Origin of the sequence: Acinetobacter portensis, assembly GCF_023158935.1 — a bacterium.
GTDB classification, from domain to species: Bacteria; Pseudomonadota; Gammaproteobacteria; order Pseudomonadales; family Moraxellaceae; genus Acinetobacter; species Acinetobacter faecalis.
In genome coordinates this window covers 648827-672506 of record NZ_CP096120.1, presented here as the reverse complement: position 1 = coordinate 672506, position 23680 = coordinate 648827, and the positions used below count along the sequence as shown (strand labels likewise).

Sequence of the window (23680 nt, the reverse complement as noted above, 5' to 3'; positions counted from 1 at the left end):
CACTTAAATTATTTAATTTCATCCATCGAGCGTAAGTTTTTCACAGCAATACGCTCTGCATTCTTACGATCACGTTCTGGCTGCATCTTTGGCTTATACACTGGCTTAAGATCATCACCAATCACCGCTGAAAGTGGACGGCGCTCGAGTTGAATTTGGTCTTGTAACAACATTAAAGCTTGAATTAAAGCTTCAGGGCGTGGTGGACAACCAGGAATATAAACATCCACTGGAATAATTTTATCTACGCCTTGTACTACTGAATAAATGTCGTACATACCACCCGAGTTTGCACATGCACCCATCGAGATTACCCATTTAGGCTCAAGCATTTGTTCATACAAACGCTGAATTACAGGCGCCATTTTTACAAAGCAAGTACCTGCAACAATCATCAAATCGGCTTGACGTGGCGAAGCACGAATTACTTCAGCACCAAAACGCGACAAGTCATGCACGCCTGTTAAAGTCGTTGCATACTCTACGTAGCAGCAAGATGTACCAAAGTTAAACGGCCAAACTGAGTTTTTACGACCCCAGTTTACTGCTGTATGTGCCAAATCTTCTAAACGAGTCATGAACACATTTTTATTCACTTCATCTTCAAGCGGATCTGTAACGATTTGACGCTCTTGAAGTGGATATTGATCAGCATCCGGATTCGCACGGGTTAAGGTGTATTTCATCCCGTATTACTCCTTGTCAGATGATGCAGTCGGTGTTTTAGATTTCACACGACCAGAAGATTGCGCTGGAATTTGACCCGTAGGATCCATTACCAACTCTTCAATTGAATTAAAGCGTGTAATTTCAGCTATATCCATATTTGGAGAACCGATTTTAGCTTTAATACCAGCAGCTTTACGCTTATCAGATGGAGCCCAGTTAAGTGCGCCAGTTGATAATTCATAAATCAAACCAACAAGTAAAACTAAAATAAATACAGCAGCTGTAGCAAAACCAACCCATCCTACTTCACGAACTGAAACAGCCCATGCGTATAGATAAAGAGCTTCTAAGTCGAAGACAACAAAGAAGATTGCCACTAAATAGAATTTAGCAGACAAGCGAATACGTGCACCACCGGCACCTACAACACCAGACTCGAATTGTTCTTGCTTAGCTCGACCCCACGACTTACCCCCAAGGAGTAACGGGACAGTGAGCATAAAAACGCATAAAAATGTAACGCCGATCACGAAGGCAATAATTGCCCATTCGTATGGAGTAATGGCACTCATGCGGGGATAACTCCTGGCAGGCCTATTTATTAACAAAGAATGTATGTATTGGCCTTCAAATACACCAAACACAAAATTAATCCCGCCAATTGTACCTGATTTATGATTTCACTTGCTAGCTTATAACACTTAGTCTTTCGGATGATTTTTTCATCATTTTCTATCTTTTTTTTAATTTATGTGCACTTATAAGGCTTTGAATCACTTATATTCCTTAAAAATTTAAAATGTAAATTTATTTTCACAGCTGTAAAAATATTATTTTATTCTTTATTTTCTTAAAATATGATTTCAAAAAGAATATTTAAAACCAATGTTTAACAATACTAATAATTATTATCATTTTATGATTTTTAGATCTAATTTATTTTTTGTAATCTTTTGCAAAACCATCATTAAAGCTGTTTAACTCTTCAACAGAAGTATGCTATTTCTATATTATTCAATTAAAACTAGACAATAAGGGCGTAAATACATGAAGTTAGATATTTCTTATAAACCAAATTATTTTTTATACGCACAACTTATTATTCGACATATTGAAAATTACGTTAGCAAACACCCAGATGCAGAAAATGCGATTTTCGATCTGCGTGATATCTACGAATTATTTCGTCAAGATAAAGCATCTTCAACAACCAATTTAGATGGCATTTTAAATATTGCAGATGAATACAAAGTTGAAACTTTAAATGGCGATAAAAAGCTCATTAGTAAGTACGCGATTAATGTTGCAGATAACTCATTATTAATTGATTTCGACCCCGATGCCCTTCAAGCGATTAAGGCAGGCAAGAAAATCATTGTTCCCGATGCGACAATTACAGAGTAAAAAATTAAAAAAAAGCGTGTTTAAATAACACGCTTTTTTACATCTAAAATAATCAATTGAAACTTTTACTTTTTACGTTCTAATAAAAATTTCGAAATAGATACCAACTCTTCAGCAGAATCGCCAAAGTATTCTAAGGTTTCAAAAGCTTGATCATGCAATTTTTTTGCATATTCAATAGCTTTATCTAAGCCCATAAGTGCAGGATAAGTCGATTTCTCTACCAGCTCATCTTTACCTGCTGTTTTGCCCAAAACTTCAGTTTCAGCAGTAATATCTAAAATATCGTCTTGAACTTGAAATGCCAAACCAATCGCTTGTGCATATTCACGCAACTTCGGTAGTGCAACATCCACACCATCAAATATAGTAATTGCAGACATCATGACTGCAGCAGAAATTAATGCACCTGTTTTATTGCGATGAATATTCTCCAAAGCTTCTTGATCTACACGCTTACCTTCTGCTTGCAAATCTAAAACTTGACCACAAACCATTTTCGATGAAGCCGTTGCTAAAATTTGCATTTGTTTTAAAACAATTGAAGCATCTACCGCAGGCCCTTGATCAAACAAGCGACTACCCAAAATCTCAAATGCCATAGATTGAAGAATATCACCTGCAAGTAAGGCTGTATCTTCACCATAAGTAACATGACACGTCGGCTGACCACGACGTAATAAATCATTATCCATACATGGTAAATCATCATGTGCTAACGAATAGCAATGAATTAGTTCAATTGCAACAGCGGCACGACGTACAGCAGCATAGTTTGAATTTGGTTTTATAGATGCTGTTGCATAAGCCAATGCAGGTCTAACACGCTTACCACCCAACATTACCGCATGATGCACCGCACCTTTTAAAGGTTCAGGAATCGCAAAAGCATCCAAAGCCATTAACAAATCTTGTTGAATTCTTTGCTGCGCTGCGGAAAGTACATTATTTTGTATGTCTAGTGATGATGACACGTGAGCCTCTATAATTTTATAAATCCCAACTTAAAATTAACCAGTTTATAAATAGCCAATTTAACTGCTGGCTATTGTACATATAAATAGATATTCATTCCTTCCTTTTACTGCATTAACTTATATCTACAATCACACTTCTTCATTTTTAATTAAGCAAATAAAAACACCTCCAATAAAAGAGGTGTTTTTAAAATCTTCAATATTTACTATTTCAAACTATCGGCAGGAATTCTTACCCAACCTTCCATCAATATTCTTGCACTTCTGCTCATCACTGCTTTTTTCACAACCCATTGATCATTTTCTTTTATTGCTTGTGCACCTACACGTAAAGTCCCAGATGGATGTCCAAAACGGACCGCTTCTCGCTCACCACCACCTGCAGCTAAATTTACTAATGTTCCCGGAATAGCAGCTGCTGTACCAATAGCAACCGCAGCCGTCCCCATCATTGCGTGATGAAGTTTCCCCATAGAAAGCGCACGAACCAACAAATCTGTATCTTCAGCTTTAACTTCCTTTGCACTTGAAGATGTATAAGATTTTGATGGCGCAACAAATGCAATTTTAGGCGTATGTTGACGGTTAGCCGCTTCAGAAATATCTTGAATGAGCCCCATCTGTTTTGCACCATAGGCACGAATAGTTTCAAATTTTTCTAAAATTTTCGTATCACTATTAATTACATCTTGTAGTTCCGTTCCATCCAAACCAAGTTCTGATGCATTTAGAAATATAGTTGGAATACCCGCATTTATAAATGTTGCTTGATATGTTCCTATATTCGGCACTTCCAAAGTATCTACAAGATTTCCTGTTGGAAACATTGCACCGCCATCTTCACCATCATCTGCTGGGTCTAAAAATTCAATTTGAACTTCAGCAGCGGGAAAAGTCACACCATCTAATTCAAAATCACCTGTTTCTTGAACTTGACCATTTGTAATAGGTACATGCGCAAGAATCGTTTTCCCAATATTTTTCTGCCAAATATGAACCGTACAAATACCATTTTCAGGAATTTTTTTCGCACAAACCAATCCATTATTAATTGCAAAAGCACCAACTGCAGCGGTTAAATTTCCACAGTTACCACTCCAATCTACAAAAGGTTTATCTATAGCAACTTGTCCAAATAAATAATCTACATCGTGATTTTCTTGCGTGCTTTTAGCCAAAATTACTGTTTTACTTGTACTTGATGTTGCCCCACCCATTCCATCTACTTGTTTTCCATAGGGATCTGGGCTTCCAATTACACGAAGTAGAACTTGATCTCTTATTTTTCCTGCAACTTGAGCTTCTTGGGGTAAATCTTCTAATTTAAAAAAAACACCTTTGCTTGTACCGCCACGCATATATGTTGCTGGAATTTTGATTTGTGCTGCAAAACTCATTTAAATATCCCTATAATCTTTCTTATGACAATTATTCTATGTCTCAAAACTAGCATACTGTGTTTTTAATTTTATTGTATGCACACATGACTTAAGTATAAAAAACCAACATACTCAAAAAATAATTAAATTATTATTTTAATGTTTGCACCTTCAGTTCAATTTATTTGCTTGATTATCATCATCTTTATATATATTTTATTTATAAATATTTTTTATCAATATCATAACTTTAGTTCACATTTAGCGTTCTACTAGGCTAAATACAAGCGATCTATTACAATCTCAATACTTATTCATTGTCGGGCTGAAAAACTTGAATAAAAATACTACTGAACTTCAGCGTGGCTTAAAGAACCGTCATATCCAATTAATTGCCATGGGTGGTGCAATTGGTACGGGCTTATTCTTAGGTTCCGCTCATGTCATTCAATCTGCAGGTCCATCCATTATTTTGGGTTATGCAATTGGTGGCTTTATTGCTTTTTTAATTATGCGCCAATTGGGCGAAATGATTGTTCATGAACCTGTTGCAGGTTCATTTAGTCACTTTGCATATAAATATTGGGGTAAATTTCCAGGCTTTTTAACAGGTTGGAACTACTGGATTCTATATATTTTAGTTGCAATGACAGAGCTTACCGCTGTTGCAAAATATATTAATTACTGGTGGCCTCATATTCCTGCATGGGCTTCTGTACTCTTCTTCTTCATTATTATTACCCTTGTTAACCTAGGCAATGTGAAGTTTTATGGAGAATCAGAATTCTGGCTGTCTATTATTAAAGTAGCTGCCGTTGTTTCTATGATTATTTTCGGTATTTTCTTACTCTTTACCGCAGATGCAAATTCAAGCGCATCGTTTAGTAATCTTTGGACACAAGGTGGATTCTTCCCGAATGGATTTGAAGGTCTTTTCTTTATGCTCGCCTTCCTCATGTTCGCATTTGGTGGTATTGAGCTTATTGGTATGGCTGCTGCTGAAGCTGACAATCCTAAGAAAACAATTCCGAAAGCAATTAACCAAGTTGTTTTCCGTATTTTAATTTTCTATGTCGGTTCACTTACAATTCTTTTATCTTTAGTGCCTTGGAATCAATTAGAACTTGGCGGTTTAGATAAAAGTCCATTTGTGATGATTTTTAGCCAACTTGGTATTAACTGGGCTGCGCATTTACTTAACTTCATTATTTTAACTGCTGCGCTTTCTGTTTATAACAGTGGTATGTATGCCAATAGCCGCATGCTTTATAGCTTAGCAAAACAAGGTAATGCACCAAAAGTATTTGCTAAAGTAAATAAACAAGGTGTACCAATTCCTGCTGTATTACTTTCTGCTGCGTTAATTTTTGGCTGTGTACTTTTAAACTACTTTGTGCCAGAAAAAGCATTAAGCAATCTTATTTATATTGTTGTTGGTGCGCTTGTTTTAAACTGGGCAATGATTACGCTTACCCATTTACAATTTAGACGTGCAAAACGTATTTTGAACTTTAAAACTTCTTATACTGCGCTTTGGGCACCTATTAGTAACTATATTGTTTTAATCTTTATTGCACTTATTCTTTTCATTATGTGGAAAGAAGGCTTAATGGGCGCTGTGATTATGATTCCTATTTGGATCACATTCATGTTAGTGCTTTTCGATAGATTAAATCCTAAAGATTTAAGCGATGTAAAAGTCGAAAGCGATTAAGTTAAAAAGTATATAAAATTTAAAAAGTTATTACTTCGGTAGTAACTTTTTTTTGCATTTTTTTAAGCTAAAGTAGCCATCTAAAATAATAATCCAACTTTGTGCCCTTAGCTTAATTGGATAGAGCTGTTGCCTCCTAAGTGACAGACGTGGGTTCGAATCCCGCAGGGCGCACCACCCTTTTCATTTAAAAGAATCAAAGCTTTTAGCGCTATAAACAATCAATTTTTTCTACCTATATATTAAAATGTGATATATCAAGCATTCTTTCGCCTCAAAAAAGCCCATTTATTACAAAAAAATAAATATTTTAATTTTTTTATAGACCCTATAGTTCAAAAAATAAACCAATATAAATCAACAATTAAACGAAATAGAGTATTAAAAAATTAACACAAATACCCAAAAACGATCAAAAATTACTAAATATGTATTTTCTAGAGTATTTACTCTTATTTTAATTGTGATACTTTTATTGCATGGAGTAACTTTTGATTACGGTTTGTAAAGCCGTTATCTCCAATCACCACAAACTAAACAAATAAGTGATAAAGAATTACATTCAAGGGACAATGAACTATGAAATTAAAAACACTTAGCGTAGCGATGATTCTTGCAACTGTACCAATGACTGGCGCTTTTGCTGCAGCAATGGATCGTACAGGTCAATCAATTTCTGCTTTCTTACAACCAGGTAACTACGCAGAAGCAGGTCTTTCAGTCCTAGATGCAGATGTATCTGGTAAAGATGCTGATGGTAATAACACCGGTGATATGGCAAGCTCTTATCATTCAGCTTCTGCCGCTTTAAAAATTCAAGCAACAGATAATATTTCAGTAGGCTTATTGTTCGACCAACCATTCGGTGCAAAAGCTGAATACAACACAGGTGATCATAATTTTTCAAGTGTTAACCCTATCACTAGTGTGAAAGAAGGTACCTCTGCTGAAGTAACAACAGAAAACTTAACTTTACTTTTAGGCTTCCAACCAAATGCAAATTGGAACTTTTATGCTGGTCCTGTATGGCAACAAGCAAAAGGTGAAGTACACTTAAGAGGCCTAGCTTATGGAGGCTTAGGTGCAGGAGCATATAATGCCAATATGAAAAATGATGATGCCTGGGGTTGGGCTGCGGGGGTTGCATATCAAATTCCTGAAATAGCACTAAAAGCATCATTAACCTATCGTTCTGAAATAAAACATGAATTAAGCTCTAATGAAAATACAGCCCGGAACATATCAATTGGTGGTTTTGATGGTGTTACTGAAGTTACAACACCACAATCGGTAAATTTAGATTTGCAAACTGGAATCATGGAGAATACTGTAGCTTTTGCTAATGTTCGCTGGGTAAATTGGGATGGTTTCTCAATTACCCCACCTCTTTTCGGTCAAAACGTACCGAATGCTTCACTTGTGGAATACAATAAAGACCAATGGACCATTAACACAGGTGTAGGTCGTAAATTTACTGAAAAATGGTCGGGTACTGTTTCCGTGGGTTGGGACTCTGGTGCAGGTAACCCTGTAACTACACTTGGTCCAACTGAAGGTTATTGGAGCTTAGGTCTAGGTGCACAATTTAGTCCTGCATCAAACTACTTTATTCAAGGTGGTGTCAAATACTTCTGGCTAGGCGATGCTCAAGGTCTTACAGCTATCGAAAATAATGTAGGTCAATTTAAAGACAACCATGCAATTGGTTATGGCTTGAAATTTGGTTACAAATTCTAAGAAATTTACCACCTAGTTAAAAATTATAAAAAGACCATTCAAATGAATGGTTTTTTTATTACAAAAGAATAAGTGTTTATATTCATATTTTATTTGTTGAAATTTCAACCAATCAAACAACAAACTTCATGAGTTCAACTTTTATATAATTCTACTTATTAATCATAAACATAGATTTATTTTTTAGATTAATTACTCTATATCTTTATTTATTTGACCTAGTAAGTCTATATTTTTATAAATTCGAGTATTTACTCTTTTTCTATTTATGTTACTTTTCCACCACTTTTAGTTACAAATAGCATCAGGGAAAGACCATGAAGCTCAACAAACTTTGTCTTGCACTTACACTAATTACATTGCCTTTAAGCACAATGGCTGCAGGCTTAGACCGTTCAGGTCAATCTATTTCAGCATTTTTACAGCCTGGTAATTATGCAGAAGCTGGTCTTTCTGTATTAGACCCAACTGTAAAGGGTAAAGATGCCACTGGTAAAAGCGTTAGCGATATGGGTGATGACTATGTCTTTGCTTCTGCTGCTGTAAAAATTCAAGCAACGGATAAGATTTCATTTGGTCTTTTATACGACCAACCTTTTGGCGCAGATGCACAATATGGTGTTGATGGTTCAATTTTCAGTGATGGTACTGAAGGCACTAGCGTAAAAGTTCGTACCAATAACATTACCGCTTTAGTTGGTTACCAACCTACAAAGAACTGGAATTTTTATGCAGGTCCAGTATGGCAAACTGTTGAAGCTGATATTTCATTACGTGGTTATGCATATGGATCAGATCCAAATAAAACACTTAGCGGTTATAACATCCAAGTAGATCAAAAAGAAGCCTATGGTTGGGCAGCAGGTTTTGCTTATTCAAAACCTGAAATTGCTTTAAAAGCAGCTGTAACTTATCGTTCTGAAATTAAGCACAAAGCAAGATCTTTCGAAAATCACAATGCTACACCTTTATATGATACTTATTCATCTGTAGAAGCTGTTACCCCACAATCTGTAAATATTGACTTACAAACTGGTGTTTCACAAAATACTTTAGTATTCGCTAATTTACGTTGGGTACATTGGGATCAATTTGTAGTAAGCCCTGCTTTTCTTGGAAGTCAAGGTCAAGATCTTATCTCTTATTCAGATGATCAATACTCAGCAACTATTGGCGCATCACATAAATTCAATAGCAAATGGGCGGCTACTGCTGCTGTAGGTTATGACTCTGGCGCAGGCAACCCTGTAACCACACTTGGTCCAACTGAAGGTTATTGGAGTGTTGGCTTAGGTGGTCAATATAGCCCTGCTGAAAACTATTTCATTCAAGCTGGTGTTAAATACTTCTGGTTAGGCGATGCAACTGCACAAACTGGTGGTAATACTGCTGGTGAGTTCTCTAATAACTATGCACTTGGTTACGGTATGAAAATTGGCTACCGTTTCTAATTTTTTAAATATTAAAAAAGGCGCTTAATGCGCCTTTTTTATTGCTTCATTTTTATAAATTAAGCAGGAATATCACGGTTTGAAGCATTACGAATTGCTTCTTTTAATGCAGCATAGCCGTGAATAGGTGGAAATTGTGGAAATTCCGCAATCACATTTTCAGGCGCATCAAATAAGAAGCCTGCATCTGCTTCGCCAAGCATAGTTGTATCGTTATAAGAATCGCCTGCAGCAATCACACGGAAATTCAAACCATGTAATGCTTGAACAGCTTTACGCTTTTGATCTGGCTGGCGAAGTTTATAATTAGTAATAACGCCATTTTCATCAGTTTCTAATTTATGACAGAAAATTGTAGGCCAACCCAATTGCTTCATGAGTGGATGAGCAAACTCATAGAATGTATCTGACAAAATAATGAGTTGAAAATGTGTACTTACCCATTCAACAAACTCTTTAGCACCTTCAAAAGGTCCCATTTCAGCAATTACATCTTGAATATCGTTTAAGCCTAAACCATGCTCTTTTAAAATATTCAAACGTTGAGTCATTAAAACATCATAATCTGGAATATCACGTGTTGTTGCTTCTAACTCTTTAATTCCAGTTTTTTTTGCGAAATTAATCCAAATTTCTGGAACTAAAACCCCTTCTAAATCAAGACAAACAACTTCCATGATATTCCCCTTTTATCTGCATGAAAAATTTAGCACTATCATAACTGAAGCATTTTAATAACAGTATTGCTTTATAAATCTATTTTCTTCATAAGTATTTATTTTTTAGTGATAAGTCTGTTATTTCATTTCTATTAAAATGCATGTGAAATAAATTAATATAGGTTTAGATGTAGCCAAGCCTATAGCCAGGACACTCATGACAACTATCCCTACAATTGATCTTGTCGATGCTCTTGCATCTGAATATACAGACAAATCTCCTAATGAAATTTTAGAACTTGCACTTAGCCAAGAAGGTGAAATTGCCATTTCATTTTCAGGTGCAGAAGATGTTGTTCTTATTGATATGGCATCACATTTAGGTAAACCCTTTCGTGTTTTTAGTTTAGACACTGGTCGCCTTCATGCTGAAACGTATCAATTTATAGACCAAGTTCGTAAACATTATAAAATTGATATTGAAATATGTTTTCCTGAATCGAGTGCAGTTCAAGAATTGGTAACAAATAAAGGCTTCTTTAGTTTTTATCAAGATGATCACAAAGAATGTTGCGGTATTCGTAAAGTTCAACCACTTCGTAAAAAACTTGCAACTTTAGATGGTTGGATTACAGGTCAACGTAAAGATCAAAGCCCTGGCACTCGTACAGAAATTCCTGTTATTCAACATGATGTAGGATTTTCAGGCGAAGGTAAGCAGCTTATTAAATATAATCCGCTTGCAAACTGGTCTAGTGCTGATGTTTGGAATTATATTCGTATGATGGAAATTCCATATAATCCATTACATGAACGTGGTTTTACTTCTATTGGATGTGAACCATGTACACGCCCTGTTTTACCTAATCAACATGAACGTGAAGGTCGTTGGTGGTGGGAAGAAGCAACACATAAAGAATGTGGTTTGCATTCGGGCAACTTGAAAAAATAATCCCAAATAGATATTTCTAAAATTAACCACGTTTATCGTGGTTTTTTAGACTTATGCATACATATTAATTCATTCTTTTTTATCAAATAACCGCTATAATTTCATAATATTTAAATAATACTAATAAGGCCGCTCATACAGGAGTAGCGTTAGCATTGCAATGAGGCAACCAGCAATATGCGTCCATTACACCCGATTGATTTTATTTTTCTTTCCCTAGAAAAACGTCAACAACCTATGCATGTAGGCGGTCTTTTTTTATTCCAAATTCCAGATAATGCGCCTACTTCTTTTATTCAAGACTTAGTTGCCGACATTCGCACTTCAAAATCTATTCCTATTCCGCCTTTTAACAATAAATTGAATGGATTATTTTGGGATGAAGACCAAGAGTTCGATTTAGATCATCATTTTAGACATATTGCACTTCCACAACCTGGTCGTATTCGTGAATTACTCACTTATATTTCACAAGAACACAGCGCACTAATTGATCGTGCCAAGCCTTTATGGACATGCAATATTATTGAAGGTATTGAAGGCAATCGCTTTGCAATGTATTTCAAAATACATCATGCAATGGTAGATGGTATTGCAGGCATGCGCCTTGTTGAAAAATCTTTATCACACGATCCAGATGCGAAAAGCATTGTTCCGCCTTGGTGTGTTGAAGGACCTCGTGCAAAACGCTTAAAACAGCCTAAATCGAGCAAAATTAAAGGCTTTATCTCTACGGTAAAAAGCCAATTAGAATCGACTCCTGGCGTGCTTTACGAATTATCTCAAACTATTACCAAAGATATTGGTCGTAACCCTGATTATGTTTCTAGCTTTCAAGCACCAAGTAGTATTTTAAATCAACGTGTTAGTTCATCACGTCGTTTTGCTGCTCAATCTTATGAATTTTCACGCTTAACTGCGATTGCAAAAGCACTCAATGTCACAATTAACGACGTTGTTCTTGCCGTATGTTCAGGTGCTTTAAGAGAATATTTAATTAGCCAAAATGCTTTGCCAAAGAAACCATTAATTGCCATGGTACCTGCGTCTGTGCGTGATGATAATTCAGACCTATCAAACCGTATCACCATGATTTTGGCAAATTTAGGTACACATAAAGAAGAGCCTTTAGAACGCTTACAAATAATTCGTCGTAGTATGTTAAATGCGAAACAAAAATTTAAGCGTATGAACTCAAGTCAAATTCTAAATTATAGTGCTTTTGTTTATAGTGCAGCAGGTTTGAATATTGCATCTGGCTTAATGCCAAAGCGTCAAGCATTCAATCTTGTTATTTCGAATGTTCCAGGGCCATCTGAGCCTTTATACTGGAATGGTGCAAAATTAGATGCCTTGTACCCTGCTTCTATTGTGTTAGATGGTCAGGCACTTAATATTACAATGACAAGCTATTTAGATAAGTTGGAAGTTGGTTTAACTGCATGTCGCAATGCTTTGCCTAAAATGCAGAACTTACTTACCCACTTAGAAGAAGAAATTCAAAAGTTTGAATTATTAATTAAAGATATAGAAATTTAAAAACATAGAATTAAAGACAAAAAATAAGGGGGTATAAAAAGCCCCTTATTTTTAATTCTTAATTTTACGACATTGATTTAACAATTGAGTACATACATTACGCACCATTGTTGACGTAATTTGTACTTCTTTACCTTCAGCATCCACTAAATATGAATGATTTTTTGTTGTTGAATCTAAAACTTTTAAGCCTTTTTTTACAATTGCTTTGCTCATACTCATCTTTTTTATCTCACTTGCTTAAGCTATTTCGAATGCTGAAATAGCTTTGGCTATTACATGAGTTAAGTATTAGTAATTCACAAATAAAAGTAAAATCAGAGATGTAACAACTGTTTAGCGATATTCTGTTACAATTTTAACTTAAAATGATATCATATTGCTCTTGCGTATATAAATTCTCGACTTGGAATTTTATTACACGATTCACAAAATGCTCTAAATCTGCGACAGCTGTCGCCTCTGCCGTTAAAAGTCGATCAATTACCAAAGGATGGGCAACGACAGTAAAGCCACTCTGAGATTCAAATGCACGTGCATATCTCATGATCTCTCGAAATATTTCGTAACAAATTGACTCCGCTGTTTTCACATATCCACGCCCTTGACAGGTTGGACACGACTCACAAAGCAAATGTTCAAGTGATTCACGTGTACGCTTGCGCGTCATTTCAACCAAGCCAAGCTCTGACACTTGCGTAATTTTTGTTTTTGCATGATCGCGTTCTAGCATACGCTCAAATTGCGATAAAACTTCTTCTCTATGATGTGCTTCTTGCATATCAATAAAGTCAATAATAATAATGCCGCCTAAATTTCGCAGACGTAGCTGACGCACAATAACTTGCGTAGCTTCCATATTGGTTTTAAATACTGTGTCTTCTAAAGATCGACCACCTACATATGACCCTGTATTTACATCAATAGTGGTCATTGCTTCGGTCTGATCAATCATCAAATAACCGCCAGACTTTAAAGCCACACGTGTTTGTAGTGCTTTTTGAATATCTTCTTCAACATTGTATAAATCGAAGATTGGACGCTCACCAGGATAATGAAGAAGACGATCCTTCATATTTGGTACAAACTCTTCTACAAACTCTTGAAGCTTAGAGAAAACTTCACGTGAATCTATATGGATTTTAGCTGTATTTTCATTTGCTAAATCGCGTATTACACGCTGTGGAAGTGGCAATTCTTCGAATATTAAGGAAGGTACAGCAATACTTTTTTGCTTACGCTGAATATGTTCCCAAAGCTTCGCAAGATACGCCATATCTTGTGCAATAGCTTCTTCTTCCACACCGTCTGCAGCGGTACGAACAATAACAGAACCAGGTAGCTTATGCGTTTCCTGAATACGCTCAATCATGCTTCTTAAACGATCGCGCTCTTCGCTAGACTCAATACGTTGCGACACACCAATATGATTACCATAAGGCATGAGAACTAAATAGCGAGATGGAATGGAAAGATCAGTACTTAGACGAGCACCTTTCGTGCCCAACATGTCTTTCATAACTTGAACAGTTAAAATCTGCCCAACATGTAAAAGATCAAAAACATTCGGTGCTGGTTGATTCTTAGGCCAAACCATATCGTTAATATGCAAAAATGCCGTACGTGATAAACCAATATCCACAAACGCAGCTTGCATACCTGGTAGCACACGAACAATTTTACCTTTGTAGATATTACCCACTAAACCACGTTTAGCATCACGCTCAACGAACAGCTCATTGACTGTGCCATTTTGAATTAATGCAACCCGACACTCCATTGGGGTTACATTAATCAGTAACTCTTCAGACATAACAAAACTCAAGACATTATAAAATTCTTTTCAGCAGTTAATTTAGTGCCTTAACTGTCTGTAATAACTGTGCTGTTTCATGCAATGGCAAGCCCACCACATTGGTATAGCTACCTAAAATCTTTGAAATATAGCGAGCTGCAATACCTTGAATTGCATAGCCCCCTGCTTTTCCTATTGGCTCACCTGTGTCCCAATAACTTTCCATATCATTAAGACTGAGCGTTTGAAACTCCACTTCTGTGCATACCACTATACTTAATTTTTCTTGTTTTGTGTGTACGCATACACCAGTAAAAACATTATGCTTTCGCCCTGACATTAATTGCCACATTTCAAAAGCATGTTGTTTAGATTCGGGCTTACCTAAAATATGATGATCCACTGCAACAGTTGTATCTGCGGCAATAACAATTGAGTCTGGATATTGCTGAAAAACCACCTCAGCTTTTGTGCAAGCCAAACGCTCAACATATTGCTTAACAGATTCTTGTTCTAAAAAAGATTCATCAATATCTGGACTATGAATATCAAAATTTAGACCAAGTTGCTGTAAAAGTTCACGTCTGCGTGGTGAACTCGAGGCTAAAATTATATACGCCATTTTTTAAACATATAATAAAAAACTGGCCAAACTAAAATTGTACTAAGCAATGGTTGCCAATGACGTGCGAGTGGGAAATTCACCCCCCACAACACTTGTAATATAAATATAAAAGCAATGTGGACTGTAATTGCCAGTAATGCAATGACCCAAATATTCGCAAATGTCAGGATTCGTCGTTCACGAGTAAAGTATCGAGCAAAAAAAGTAATACAGACAAAACTTAAAGCATTTAAGCCCAAAGGCGCATCCATGAGTAAATCTGCAAACAAGCCTGTTCCAAATGCAAACCAAACACCACACCATGTTGGCTGACACATCACCCAAAACAGCATTACCATGAACATAAATGCAGGACGCCATCCTGAAAGATCATACGACAACGGATAAACAGTTAATACAGAAGCAAGAATTACTGAAAAAATAATTGGAAATAATGGATCAGATGGTTTTTTTGTGGCTAATTTAGCGATCGGCATCTGGTTGCTCCTGCGCTAAAGAATTTGAAAATAACACAACCACATGATGACCACCTGCCAATTGAGCCGCAGGTGTAATATCAATATGCGCAAACTCACCCGTGTTATGCCGACTTACTTTTGCTACAGTTCCCACCAAATAACCCGCAGGAAAGCTCTCACCTAAACCAGAGCTATAAACTTTCTCACCCACTTTAATATCGGCACTTGTTGGAACATACTCCATTTTCAGCATACCTAAATCGCCTGTACCAGACACAATTGCACGCATTCCACTACGTTCTAAACGCACAGATAATGAATGCTCTTTGTCGGATAACAACATAACACGACTACTACGAGGTAATACTGAAATGATTTGCCCCATAATCCCCTTATCATCAAGTACGGTTTGTCCGACCTTTAACTGATTATGAGAACCACGGTTAATCACAATAATATGACGTAAAGGATCTGCATCTGTTCCAATAACTTCAGAAATTTCCATACGACCATCTAAAATAAGGGGCGTATCTAATAAACCTCTTAAGCGGGTATTTTCGGCAGAAAGTTCTGAAAGTTTTTGTAAGCGTACATTTGCCTGTAAAAGTTCAGCTTGCATTGCTGTATTTTCACGGCGCAATTGAGCTTCAGACTTACTTTGACGGCTTAGCCATTCTCTCGACAATACAGGATAACTTGCCACGGCATATATTGGATTAAAAGCCGTAGACAAGACATCTCTTGCAGGTTGAACTACGTGTGGCATGCGCCAATTAAAAAATAGCACAACCAAACACGTAATTACCGCAATAATAAAAGAGCGAAAAGATGGCGGTTGTCTTGAAAACAGATTTGCTTGCACCCGCCTTTCCTTTTATTAGCCTACAAATAACATATCGTGGTTTGGATTATCGAATAGTTCTAGTACTTTACCACCACCACGTGTTACGCAAGTCAGTGGCTCTTCCGCAACAACAACAGGCAACCCTGTTTCTTGCGCTAGAAGCTTGTCTAAATTGCGAAGTAATGCACCACCACCTGTTAATACAATACCGCGTTCTGCGATATCTGAAGATAATTCAGGAGGTGTTTGTTCAAGTGCAGATTTAACCGCTTGAACAATACTTTGTAACGGGTCTGAAATAGCTTGTGAAATTTCATCTGAAGTTACAGTAATTGAGCGCGGCACACCTTCTGCAAGATTACGACCACGAACTTCAATTTCTAAAGGTTTTTCACCTTCATTTGGCATTGCCATGCCTACTTCTTTCTTAATATTTTCTGCAGTTGTTTCACCAATTACACAACCATGCGCTTTACGTACATAGTTAATAATTTGCTCATCAAACACATCACCACCAATACGTAGTGAATCTGCATATACACAACCTTGTAGAGAAATAATTGCGATTTCAGTGGTACCACCACCAACATCTACAACCATAGAACCACAAGCTTGCTCAACAGGCATACCTGCACCAATAGCAGCTGCCATTGGTTCTTCAATTAATCGCACATCACGTGCGCCAGCATTGTATACTGCTTCACGAATTGCGCGACGTTCAACCAATGTAGATTTACATGGAACGCAAACCACTACACGAGGTGCTGGTGGAAATAAACGTTTTTCATGTACTTTACTTATAAATTGGTTCAACATAGTTTCTGTGACTTCAAAGTCAGCAATAACGCCATCTTTCATTGGGCGAATTGCAGAAATATTTGCTGGCGTACGGCCTAACATCTGTTTAGCATCAAGGCCTACAGCAGCAACGATTTTTTGAGAACCACTATGACGGATTGCCACAACTGTGGGCTCGTTTAATATAATGCCCCGTCCTGGAGCATAAATAAGGGTATTCGCTGTACCAAGGTCTATGGCCAAGTCTGGTGAAAACAAGCCAATTAGTCGTTTTAGAATCACGGAGTCGTTCTCTATTAATCGTTATGTGAGCGCAAGCGACAACTTTAACTAAATGTGATGATTTGAACAAGTCAATCGCTTATTATATCGCATGATATTTTTGATTTTTTTTTAATACTGATTTTAGGTGATGTTATGTCTACATCAGATGCACAGCATTCTGAAGATTTAAATGCACAAACCGTATCACAGATTGCACATCTTGCGCGACTTTCTTTAAATGACGCACAATCTACTGAATACGCTGAAAGTTTAAATAAAATTCTAGGAATGATGGACACGTTAAAGAGCATCGACACTGACGGTGTAGAGCCTTTAAAGAGCCCATTTGACAATCCTCAACCATTACGTGAAGACGTGGTGACTGAAAATAATCACCGCGAAGAGTATCAAGCTGTAGCTCCTGCTGTTCAGGAAGGCTTGTACTTAGTTCCTCGTGTGATCGAATAATTTTTTATTCAGTTGACCATTTATTCCATATATACGTAAAGAATACTTCATATGTCAGATTTACATCGCTTATCGATTCGTGAACTTTCAGAGGGTTTAGCACAAGCCAAATTCTCATCACGAGAACTTACCGAACATTATTTAAAGCGTATCGCAAAAATTGATACGCAAGTTCAATCTTATATTACGGTTACAGCCGAACAAGCTTTAGCACAAGCCGATGCTGCCGATGCTGCTATTAAAGCAGGTCATGCAACTACGCTTACAGGCTTACCAATTGCACATAAAGATATTTTTTGTACCCAAGGCATTAAAACCACTGCTGGTTCTAAAATGCTGGATAATTTTATCTCTCCTTACGACGCAACCGTTGTAGCGAAAGGTAAAGCTGCGGGCTTAGTAACACTTGGTAAAGTAAACATGGACGAATTTGCCATGGGCTCTACCTCTGAGAACCCGCATTTTGGTTCTACAAAAAACCCTTGGAACTTAGAACATGTTCCGGGTGGTTCTTCAGGTGGTTCTGCTGCGGTTGTCGCTGCCGATTTAGCACCTTTTGCTACAGGTACAGATACTGGCGGTTCAATTCGTCAACCTGCATCTTTCTGTGGCTTAACAGGTCTTAAACCAACATACGGTCGTGTATCTCGTTTTGGTATGATCGCTTATGCATCTTCTATGGACCAAAGTGGTCCAATGGCGCGTTCTGCTGAAGACTGTGCATACCTGATGAACGTAATGGCAGGTCACGATGCAAAAGACTCAACATCTGTACAAAAAGAAGTTGATGACTATGTTTCAAACCTAAATGACACATCTGTAAAAGGTTTACGTATTGGTATTCCTAAACAGTACTTCAATGTTCAAGGTTTAGATGCAGACGTTAAAGCACGTGTTGAAAAATCTCTTAAAAAGTTAGAAGAAATGGGTGCAATTCTTGTTGAGATTAATCTCAACATGACTGAAGCTTATGTTCCAACTTACTACCTCATTGCACCTGCTGAAGCATCTTCAAACTTACAACGTTTTGACGGTGTTCGTTACGGCTACCGCTGTGAAAACCCTGTCGACTTAATGGACTTGTACAAACGTTCTCGTTCAGAAGGTTTTGGTACAGAAGTTCAACGTCGTATCTTAATTGGTACCTATGCGCTATCTGCGGGTTACTACGATGCGTACTACGTGAAAGCGCAAAAAGTACGTCGTTTAATTCAACAAGATTTCTTAAAAGCTTTTGAAAATGTAGATGTGATTGCAGCACCTTCTGCACCAACAACTGCATATAAAATTGGTGCAAATTTAAGCCCAACTGAAATGTATTTGGGCGACATTTATACATTGGCAGTGAACTTAGCTGGCTTACCTGCAATTAACGCGCCTGTTGGTTTCGACAAAAACAATTTACCTGTTGGCTTACAGCTTATTGGTAACTATTGGTCAGAATCACAATTATTGTCTGTGGTACATCAGTATCAACAAGCAACAGATTGGCATACCAAACGTGCGGCAATTGCAGAGGAGAATGCATAATGGCTCAAGCTCAAAAAACAGCTAAACCAAAATCTCTTTTGATTGATGGCTGGGAAGTCGTTATTGGTATCGAGATTCACACACAGCTTGCAACAAATTCTAAAATTTTCTCAGGTTCTTCAACTGTTTTTGGTAACGATCCAAACACACAAGCAAGCCTTGTAGATTTAGCAATGCCTGGCGTGTTACCTGTACTCAACAAAGAAGTTGTAGATTTAGCAATTCGCTTTGGTTTGGGTATCGATGCTTACATCGACCAAGCTTCTGTGTTTGCACGTAAAAACTACTTCTACCCTGACTCTCCAAAAGGCTACCAAATTAGCCAAATGGACAACCCGATTGTGGGCTTGGGTCATATCGACATTCAACTTGAAGATGGCACTGTAAAACGTATTGGTGTAACCCGTGCGCATTTAGAGGAAGATGCAGGTAAATCGATTCATGACCAATTCGAAGGCATGTCAGGCATCGATTTAAACCGTGCAGGTACACCACTTTTAGAAATCGTATCTGAACCAGATATGCGTTCTGTTGAAGAAGCTGTTGCCTACATTAAAGCGATTCACACGCTTGTTCGTTGGTTAGGTATTTCTGACGGTAACATGGCGGAAGGTTCATTCCGTTGTGACTGTAATGTGTCTTTACGTCGTCCGGGTCAGCCATTTGGTACACGTTGTGAGCTTAAAAACTTAAACTCATTCCGCTTCATTGAACAAGCGATCAATGTTGAAATTGAACGTCAAATGGAAATTTTGGAATGGGATGGCACAATCGACCAAGAAACACGTTTGTTCGACCCTGTGAAAATGGAAACGCGTTCAATGCGTTCTAAAGAAGAAGCGAACGATTACCGCTACTTCCCTGACCCAGACTTGTTGCCTGTGATTATTGCAGATGAGCAAATTGAAGCAATTAAAGCGACTATGCCTGAGCTTCCTGCTGCACGTCGTGCGCGTTTTGTAGCGGACTTTGGCGTAACTGAGTACGATGCTCACGTTTTAACGCTTACACGTGAACTTTCAGACTTTTATGAAGTTGTAGTTGCATCTTCTGGTGGCGCTGCACAAGGCAAAGTTGCTGCAAACTGGGTAATGGGTGAATTCTCGGGTGCTTTAAACAAAGCAGGCTTAGAATTAACAGATTCTCCTGTATCTGCTGAAAAACTTGGCGGCATGATTGCACGTATTGTAGACAACACAATTAACGGCAAAATTGCGAAACAAGTGTTTGGCTTTATGTGGGATGAAGGCAAAACTGCGGACGAAATTATTGCTGAAAAAGGCTTGAAACAGGAAACTGATACAGGCGCAATTGAAGCAATTATTAAGGAAGTGCTTGCTGCGAACGAGAAGATGGTTGAAGAGTATAAATCTGGTAAAGAGAAAGCTTTTAACGGTCTTGTTGGTCAAGTAATGAAAGCCGCGAAAGGCAAAGCCAACCCAGCTCAAGTGAATGAATTAATGAAGAAATTGATTGGTTAAACCTGATTAATTTAAAAAAACCCGCTTTAGAGCGGGTTTTTTGTTGCTAATAATTAAATTAAACTTACTTTCGAAGTTCGGCTCGAACTGTATCCAACCATTTTTCATAATAATAGTACTGCTTATCTGCAACTAACACACTCAATCCCTTAGCGGGATTACGTGCATCAAATTGATTTACTAATTTAGTATGTTTATGCATATTTATATTAGTAAATCCCTCTTCAGCCATCTTCGCAACTACTTGACCTGGTAGGTATTTAATCTTTTCAGTTTCCTTAATAACAGCATATTGTCTATTTAACCCCTCTGCTAAAGGTGAGTCAGATTTAACAAATTCGATAACTTTATCTGCCTGCCCTTTCTTGTTCGTAGATTTAGGCACAAATAAAATTCGATATGCATATTTGGGATTAGCAAAATCTTCATCACTAAGTGCTTGATCAAAATCTAATATAAAAGATGAAATGTTTTTTGGTAATCCCTCTTGATCAATTAGCATTTCTTTCTGCTCTTCATCAATAGATGAAAATTGAAGACTAAATGATAGATGTTTTTCAATTCCTAAATCATCACCAAAATACTTTTTTAAATATTCATTGTAATTCAGACAACAAGCTTGAAATCTAGCACTCAACAAATCATCTATCCGATTTGTCATTTGATGTTCAATTTCATGACGTAAACCAATTAAAAATCTTAGGTTGTTTGCTGTATCTTTATCAATTGGTGATTTATCGCAATTTAAACAGCGTTCTAACTCCCAATATTTAAATGCCCCTTTAGCTGTTTTATGAAATTTCTTCCTAGTCCCCTGCATTTCAAAATATCTATATTCTACATTTTCTTTACGATAATAAGCGTGCAACAAATAAGTCCACGCAATAATCATTAAAACTATATATGCTTCTGACTTGAAAGACATACTAGGGTTATTAAATATCTGTACTGCCGCTAATGCAGACTCTCTCGACTTTTTAACTAATTCATTTTTCACAGAACCTATAATTCTATTTCTACCACTCATATCACCCCCAAAAATTATTTTAATTAATTGAAATATGGTGTTTAAGTATTAATCTTCAATGCTAAATTTATAATATTTAAAAGTACATAAAACTTTCCAAACAGTTCACACAAAAAAAACATGACCATAAAAAGTCCTCTATTACGCAATAAGAGGACTTAAGACGTATTCAAAATCCCCTCATCCCCCGCCTTCTCCCTAAAGGAGAAGGAACTTTCATTGCTAATTAAATAACGTAATGAGCTTTATAATGGATATTCCCTATCCTTTTTAAAGGAGAGGGCTAGGGAGAGGATTTAATAAAAAAAGAAAACACCGTCCCATTTTTAGCACTGTAGTTGCACAAATCGCCTTTCTATAATCCAAAACATAACTTAAGAACTAGGCACACACTCATGAACACAACAATACTCCTTGCACATGCATACGGACAATCTCACGTACTTGAATTAGAACCGCATACACTCCCAAAACTCGCTAAAGGCATGGCACGCATTCAAGTCAAAGCCTCAGGCATTAACCCAATTGATGCACGTCGTATGACAGGTGAATTCAAACATGCAGCCCTCCCCCAAACCTTTGGTACAGAATTCGCAGGCATTATTACAGAAGTTGAAGAAAATCAAACACAATGGAAAGTTGGCGATGAAGTACTAGGTTCTGGCGGTGCATTTACACACGCTACCGTTATTGACGTTCCTGTAGAAAATCTTATTCAAAAACCAAGTAATATAAATTGGGCAACCGCAGGAACATTAGCAGGTGTTTCACAAACAGCAATGACCATTTTAAATGAAATGGGTCCCGCACAATCACTACTAATTCATGGTGGTTCAGGTGGTGTCGGATCCATTCTTATTCAACTTGCAGTCAATAAAGGTATTCATGTGGTTGCAACAGCCTCTGCAAAAAACCAAGAACACCTAGAACAATTGGGCGCAAAAGCCGTTGTTTATGGCGATGGATTATCAGAAAGATTAGAAGCAATACATCCTGAAAAATTTGATGTTTCAATTGATATGGTTGGTAATGAAGAAGCAACGCAAGCTTCTCTTAAAACAGTAAAATCAGGTGGTTTTATGGGAACTATTGCAGGTCGTAAATTGAGTTCAAATAAAATTAAACCTGTTTGGGTAAAACGAAATCCTGCCAATTTAAAATATGTTGTAAATGGTATAGCGGAAGGAAAAATTAAATGGGTGGTAAGTCGCGAGTATCCATTTGAGCAAGCTCAACAAGCTTATGCAGATATTCTAGACGGTCATACCAAAGGAAAAAGCGTCTTAATCTTTAACGACTAATTTTACCAAATCATTAAATCTCAAAAGCAAAAAAGATAGATGGAATAATCACTATCTTTTCTGTTTTTTACTCAATAATTAACGTGTAACACCCAACTTATTAAACAATTCAGGTGTTAAAAAAGTCGCAACCAACTTACTCAAATCTAAATAACGAACCAAACCTTTGTACTGATCTTTAATTTCAGGTGTTTTTAAAATCTGCTCACCTGTTTCCTGTCCTAACTCTTGAAAGCTATCACCCACCGCTTGCAAGCCATCTGTCTGAATTACAGCTTTTGTTTCAGCAGAACACTGATCTACCAAAATACGCTGTAAAACTTGCGCTAAGTTTTTATCTAAACCATCACGCTGTTCGGTTGTAACCTGACTAAAACTTTGCAAATCAGGATGCGCAGACAACGCCACAAACGTCCATTGAAGTACGACTTTTTTATCAGCATCTGTTGTAGATTTCACTAAGCAATTACTTAAGTTATCTACCGTAGCACTCGCAGACGCCATTTGCGTTGCACCCATTAAAGCCGAAACTACCAATAAAGATGAACCGAATTTCGTGCATTTTTTTGTAAAATTCATAATATTAAAACCTTTCATTTTTCTAATGC

At 37.1% G+C, this 23680-nt stretch carries 23 protein-coding genes and 1 tRNA gene; 11 read left to right on the top strand and 13 right to left on the bottom strand.

Annotated elements, in window-relative coordinates:
* Nucleotides 1-8: 8 nt before the first annotated feature.
* Complete coding sequence (locus MZO21_RS03455) at nucleotides 9-686, bottom strand: NuoB/complex I 20 kDa subunit family protein (protein WP_154772517.1); 678 nt, start codon at nucleotides 684-686, stop codon at nucleotides 9-11.
* Nucleotides 687-692: 6 nt separating this feature from the next.
* Nucleotides 693-1241 carry an NADH-quinone oxidoreductase subunit A gene (gene ndhC, locus MZO21_RS03450; RefSeq protein ID WP_154772516.1) on the bottom strand — a complete coding sequence of 183 codons (549 nt, stop codon included), beginning with the start codon at nucleotides 1239-1241 and terminating at the stop codon, nucleotides 693-695.
* A 475-nt stretch (nucleotides 1242-1716) separates the two neighbouring features.
* On the opposite strand from ndhC, the gene MZO21_RS03445 reads away from it, so the two are divergent.
* The gene (locus MZO21_RS03445; protein WP_154772515.1) at nucleotides 1717-2073 is read left to right on the top strand and encodes a hypothetical protein; all 357 of its coding nucleotides are present in this window, start codon (nucleotides 1717-1719) and stop codon (nucleotides 2071-2073) included.
* Nucleotides 2074-2138: 65 nt separating this feature from the next.
* Here the strand turns inward: MZO21_RS03445 and MZO21_RS03440 are convergent, their stop codons facing one another.
* Nucleotides 2139-3047, bottom strand: a complete 909-nt coding sequence (locus tag MZO21_RS03440; protein ID WP_248101645.1) for a polyprenyl synthetase family protein — start codon at nucleotides 3045-3047, stop codon at nucleotides 2139-2141.
* Between the two features lie 209 nt (nucleotides 3048-3256).
* A complete protein-coding gene (gene prpF / locus MZO21_RS03435) occupies nucleotides 3257-4447 on the bottom strand; it encodes a 2-methylaconitate cis-trans isomerase PrpF (protein ID WP_248101648.1) in 1191 nt (396 codons plus the stop codon).
* Between the two features lie 316 nt (nucleotides 4448-4763).
* On the opposite strand from prpF, the gene MZO21_RS03430 reads away from it, so the two are divergent.
* The 4 genes from MZO21_RS03430 (at nucleotide 4764) to MZO21_RS03415 (ending at nucleotide 9331) form a co-directional block, all read left to right on the top strand.
* Nucleotides 4764-6143: an amino acid permease gene (locus tag MZO21_RS03430; RefSeq protein WP_248101651.1), complete on the top strand. Its 1380-nt coding sequence runs from the start codon at nucleotides 4764-4766 to the stop codon at nucleotides 6141-6143.
* A gap of 101 nt (nucleotides 6144-6244) precedes the next feature.
* Nucleotides 6245-6320 (top strand) — tRNA-Arg (locus MZO21_RS03425).
* Between the two features lie 402 nt (nucleotides 6321-6722).
* The gene (locus MZO21_RS03420; RefSeq protein WP_248101654.1) at nucleotides 6723-7880 is read left to right on the top strand and encodes an OmpP1/FadL family transporter; all 1158 of its coding nucleotides are present in this window, start codon (nucleotides 6723-6725) and stop codon (nucleotides 7878-7880) included.
* 317 nt (nucleotides 7881-8197) lie between these two features.
* The gene (locus MZO21_RS03415) at nucleotides 8198-9331 is read left to right on the top strand and encodes an OmpP1/FadL family transporter (RefSeq protein ID WP_248101657.1); all 1134 of its coding nucleotides are present in this window, start codon (nucleotides 8198-8200) and stop codon (nucleotides 9329-9331) included.
* A 59-nt stretch (nucleotides 9332-9390) separates the two neighbouring features.
* Here the strand turns inward: MZO21_RS03415 and thrH are convergent, their stop codons facing one another.
* Nucleotides 9391-10008 (bottom strand): bifunctional phosphoserine phosphatase/homoserine phosphotransferase ThrH, encoded by a 618-nt coding sequence (gene thrH, locus MZO21_RS03410; RefSeq protein ID WP_154772510.1) that lies wholly within the window; start codon nucleotides 10006-10008, stop codon nucleotides 9391-9393.
* A gap of 199 nt (nucleotides 10009-10207) precedes the next feature.
* Here thrH and MZO21_RS03405 point away from each other — a divergent pair, with 199 nt between their 5' ends.
* Both MZO21_RS03405 and MZO21_RS03400 read left to right on the top strand, forming a co-directional pair.
* Nucleotides 10208-10942: a phosphoadenylyl-sulfate reductase gene (locus MZO21_RS03405; RefSeq protein ID WP_248101660.1), complete on the top strand. Its 735-nt coding sequence runs from the start codon at nucleotides 10208-10210 to the stop codon at nucleotides 10940-10942.
* 177 nt (nucleotides 10943-11119) lie between these two features.
* Nucleotides 11120-12481: a WS/DGAT/MGAT family O-acyltransferase gene (locus MZO21_RS03400; protein WP_248101663.1), complete on the top strand. Its 1362-nt coding sequence runs from the start codon at nucleotides 11120-11122 to the stop codon at nucleotides 12479-12481.
* 51 nt (nucleotides 12482-12532) lie between these two features.
* On the opposite strand, the gene MZO21_RS03395 is transcribed toward MZO21_RS03400, so the two are convergent.
* From MZO21_RS03395 to MZO21_RS03370, 6 genes are all read right to left on the bottom strand, one after another.
* Nucleotides 12533-12703, bottom strand: coding sequence for a PA1571 family protein (locus MZO21_RS03395; RefSeq protein ID WP_171501247.1), 171 nt, complete (start codon nucleotides 12701-12703; stop codon nucleotides 12533-12535).
* A gap of 136 nt (nucleotides 12704-12839) precedes the next feature.
* The gene (gene rng / locus MZO21_RS03390; protein ID WP_248101666.1) at nucleotides 12840-14294 is read right to left on the bottom strand and encodes a ribonuclease G; all 1455 of its coding nucleotides are present in this window, start codon (nucleotides 14292-14294) and stop codon (nucleotides 12840-12842) included.
* 37 nt (nucleotides 14295-14331) lie between these two features.
* Nucleotides 14332-14898, bottom strand: coding sequence for a Maf family nucleotide pyrophosphatase (locus tag MZO21_RS03385; RefSeq protein WP_248101669.1), 567 nt, complete (start codon nucleotides 14896-14898; stop codon nucleotides 14332-14334).
* Nucleotides 14886-15377, bottom strand: a complete 492-nt coding sequence (gene mreD, locus MZO21_RS03380) for a rod shape-determining protein MreD (RefSeq protein WP_248101674.1) — start codon at nucleotides 15375-15377, stop codon at nucleotides 14886-14888. The genes MZO21_RS03385 and mreD overlap by 13 nt, the downstream gene beginning before the upstream one ends.
* A complete protein-coding gene (gene mreC / locus MZO21_RS03375; protein WP_171501246.1) occupies nucleotides 15364-16221 on the bottom strand; it encodes a rod shape-determining protein MreC in 858 nt (285 codons plus the stop codon). Before mreC ends, mreD begins: the two co-directional genes overlap by 14 nt.
* A 15-nt stretch (nucleotides 16222-16236) precedes the next feature.
* Nucleotides 16237-17283, bottom strand: coding sequence for a rod shape-determining protein (locus MZO21_RS03370; protein ID WP_171501245.1), 1047 nt, complete (start codon nucleotides 17281-17283; stop codon nucleotides 16237-16239).
* A 135-nt stretch (nucleotides 17284-17418) separates the two neighbouring features.
* Between MZO21_RS03370 and gatC the strand changes: the two genes are divergently transcribed.
* From gatC to gatB, 3 genes are read left to right on the top strand one after another with little or no spacing between them, the layout of a single operon-like run.
* Complete coding sequence (gatC, locus tag MZO21_RS03365) at nucleotides 17419-17733, top strand: Asp-tRNA(Asn)/Glu-tRNA(Gln) amidotransferase subunit GatC (protein WP_154772504.1); 315 nt, start codon at nucleotides 17419-17421, stop codon at nucleotides 17731-17733.
* Between the two features lie 51 nt (nucleotides 17734-17784).
* Nucleotides 17785-19263, top strand: coding sequence for an Asp-tRNA(Asn)/Glu-tRNA(Gln) amidotransferase subunit GatA (gene gatA, locus MZO21_RS03360; protein WP_248101677.1), 1479 nt, complete (start codon nucleotides 17785-17787; stop codon nucleotides 19261-19263).
* Nucleotides 19263-20744: an Asp-tRNA(Asn)/Glu-tRNA(Gln) amidotransferase subunit GatB gene (gene gatB / locus MZO21_RS03355; RefSeq protein WP_248101680.1), complete on the top strand. Its 1482-nt coding sequence runs from the start codon at nucleotides 19263-19265 to the stop codon at nucleotides 20742-20744. Before gatA ends, gatB begins: the two co-directional genes overlap by 1 nt.
* 64 nt (nucleotides 20745-20808) lie before the next feature.
* Here gatB and MZO21_RS03350 read toward each other — a convergent pair whose 3' ends face one another.
* Nucleotides 20809-21771 (bottom strand): DUF3644 domain-containing protein, encoded by a 963-nt coding sequence (locus MZO21_RS03350; RefSeq protein WP_154772501.1) that lies wholly within the window; start codon nucleotides 21769-21771, stop codon nucleotides 20809-20811.
* 395 nt (nucleotides 21772-22166) lie between these two features.
* Here MZO21_RS03350 and MZO21_RS03345 point away from each other — a divergent pair, with 395 nt between their 5' ends.
* Nucleotides 22167-23072 carry an NADP-dependent oxidoreductase gene (locus MZO21_RS03345; RefSeq protein ID WP_248101683.1) on the top strand — a complete coding sequence of 302 codons (906 nt, stop codon included), beginning with the start codon at nucleotides 22167-22169 and terminating at the stop codon, nucleotides 23070-23072.
* A 78-nt stretch (nucleotides 23073-23150) separates the two neighbouring features.
* Here MZO21_RS03345 and MZO21_RS03340 read toward each other — a convergent pair whose 3' ends face one another.
* A complete protein-coding gene (locus MZO21_RS03340; protein WP_248101686.1) occupies nucleotides 23151-23651 on the bottom strand; it encodes a hypothetical protein in 501 nt (166 codons plus the stop codon).
* Nucleotides 23652-23680 lie beyond the last annotated feature (29 nt).

Coding starts and splice junctions, on each gene's coding strand:
- ndhC (WP_154772516.1), bottom strand. CDS start 1,241: ATGAGTGCCATTACTCCATACGAATGGGCAATTATTGCCTTCGTGATC.
- gatA (WP_248101677.1), top strand. CDS start 17,785: ATGTCAGATTTACATCGCTTATCGATTCGTGAACTTTCAGAGGGTTTA.
- gatB (WP_248101680.1), top strand. CDS start 19,263: ATGGCTCAAGCTCAAAAAACAGCTAAACCAAAATCTCTTTTGATTGAT.
- MZO21_RS03455 (WP_154772517.1), bottom strand. CDS start 686: ATGAAATACACCTTAACCCGTGCGAATCCGGATGCTGATCAATATCCA.
- MZO21_RS03350 (WP_154772501.1), bottom strand. CDS start 21,771: ATGAGTGGTAGAAATAGAATTATAGGTTCTGTGAAAAATGAATTAGTT.
- MZO21_RS03385 (WP_248101669.1), bottom strand. CDS start 14,898: ATGGCGTATATAATTTTAGCCTCGAGTTCACCACGCAGACGTGAACTT.
- MZO21_RS03420 (WP_248101654.1), top strand. CDS start 6,723: ATGAAATTAAAAACACTTAGCGTAGCGATGATTCTTGCAACTGTACCA.
- prpF (WP_248101648.1), bottom strand. CDS start 4,447: ATGAGTTTTGCAGCACAAATCAAAATTCCAGCAACATATATGCGTGGC.
- thrH (WP_154772510.1), bottom strand. CDS start 10,008: ATGGAAGTTGTTTGTCTTGATTTAGAAGGGGTTTTAGTTCCAGAAATT.
- MZO21_RS03345 (WP_248101683.1), top strand. CDS start 22,167: ATGAACACAACAATACTCCTTGCACATGCATACGGACAATCTCACGTA.
- MZO21_RS03400 (WP_248101663.1), top strand. CDS start 11,120: ATGCGTCCATTACACCCGATTGATTTTATTTTTCTTTCCCTAGAAAAA.
- rng (WP_248101666.1), bottom strand. CDS start 14,294: ATGTCTGAAGAGTTACTGATTAATGTAACCCCAATGGAGTGTCGGGTT.
- gatC (WP_154772504.1), top strand. CDS start 17,419: ATGTCTACATCAGATGCACAGCATTCTGAAGATTTAAATGCACAAACC.
- MZO21_RS03395 (WP_171501247.1), bottom strand. CDS start 12,703: ATGAGTATGAGCAAAGCAATTGTAAAAAAAGGCTTAAAAGTTTTAGAT.
- MZO21_RS03415 (WP_248101657.1), top strand. CDS start 8,198: ATGAAGCTCAACAAACTTTGTCTTGCACTTACACTAATTACATTGCCT.
- MZO21_RS03445 (WP_154772515.1), top strand. CDS start 1,717: ATGAAGTTAGATATTTCTTATAAACCAAATTATTTTTTATACGCACAA.
- MZO21_RS03340 (WP_248101686.1), bottom strand. CDS start 23,651: ATGAATTTTACAAAAAAATGCACGAAATTCGGTTCATCTTTATTGGTA.
- mreD (WP_248101674.1), bottom strand. CDS start 15,377: ATGCCGATCGCTAAATTAGCCACAAAAAAACCATCTGATCCATTATTT.
- MZO21_RS03405 (WP_248101660.1), top strand. CDS start 10,208: ATGACAACTATCCCTACAATTGATCTTGTCGATGCTCTTGCATCTGAA.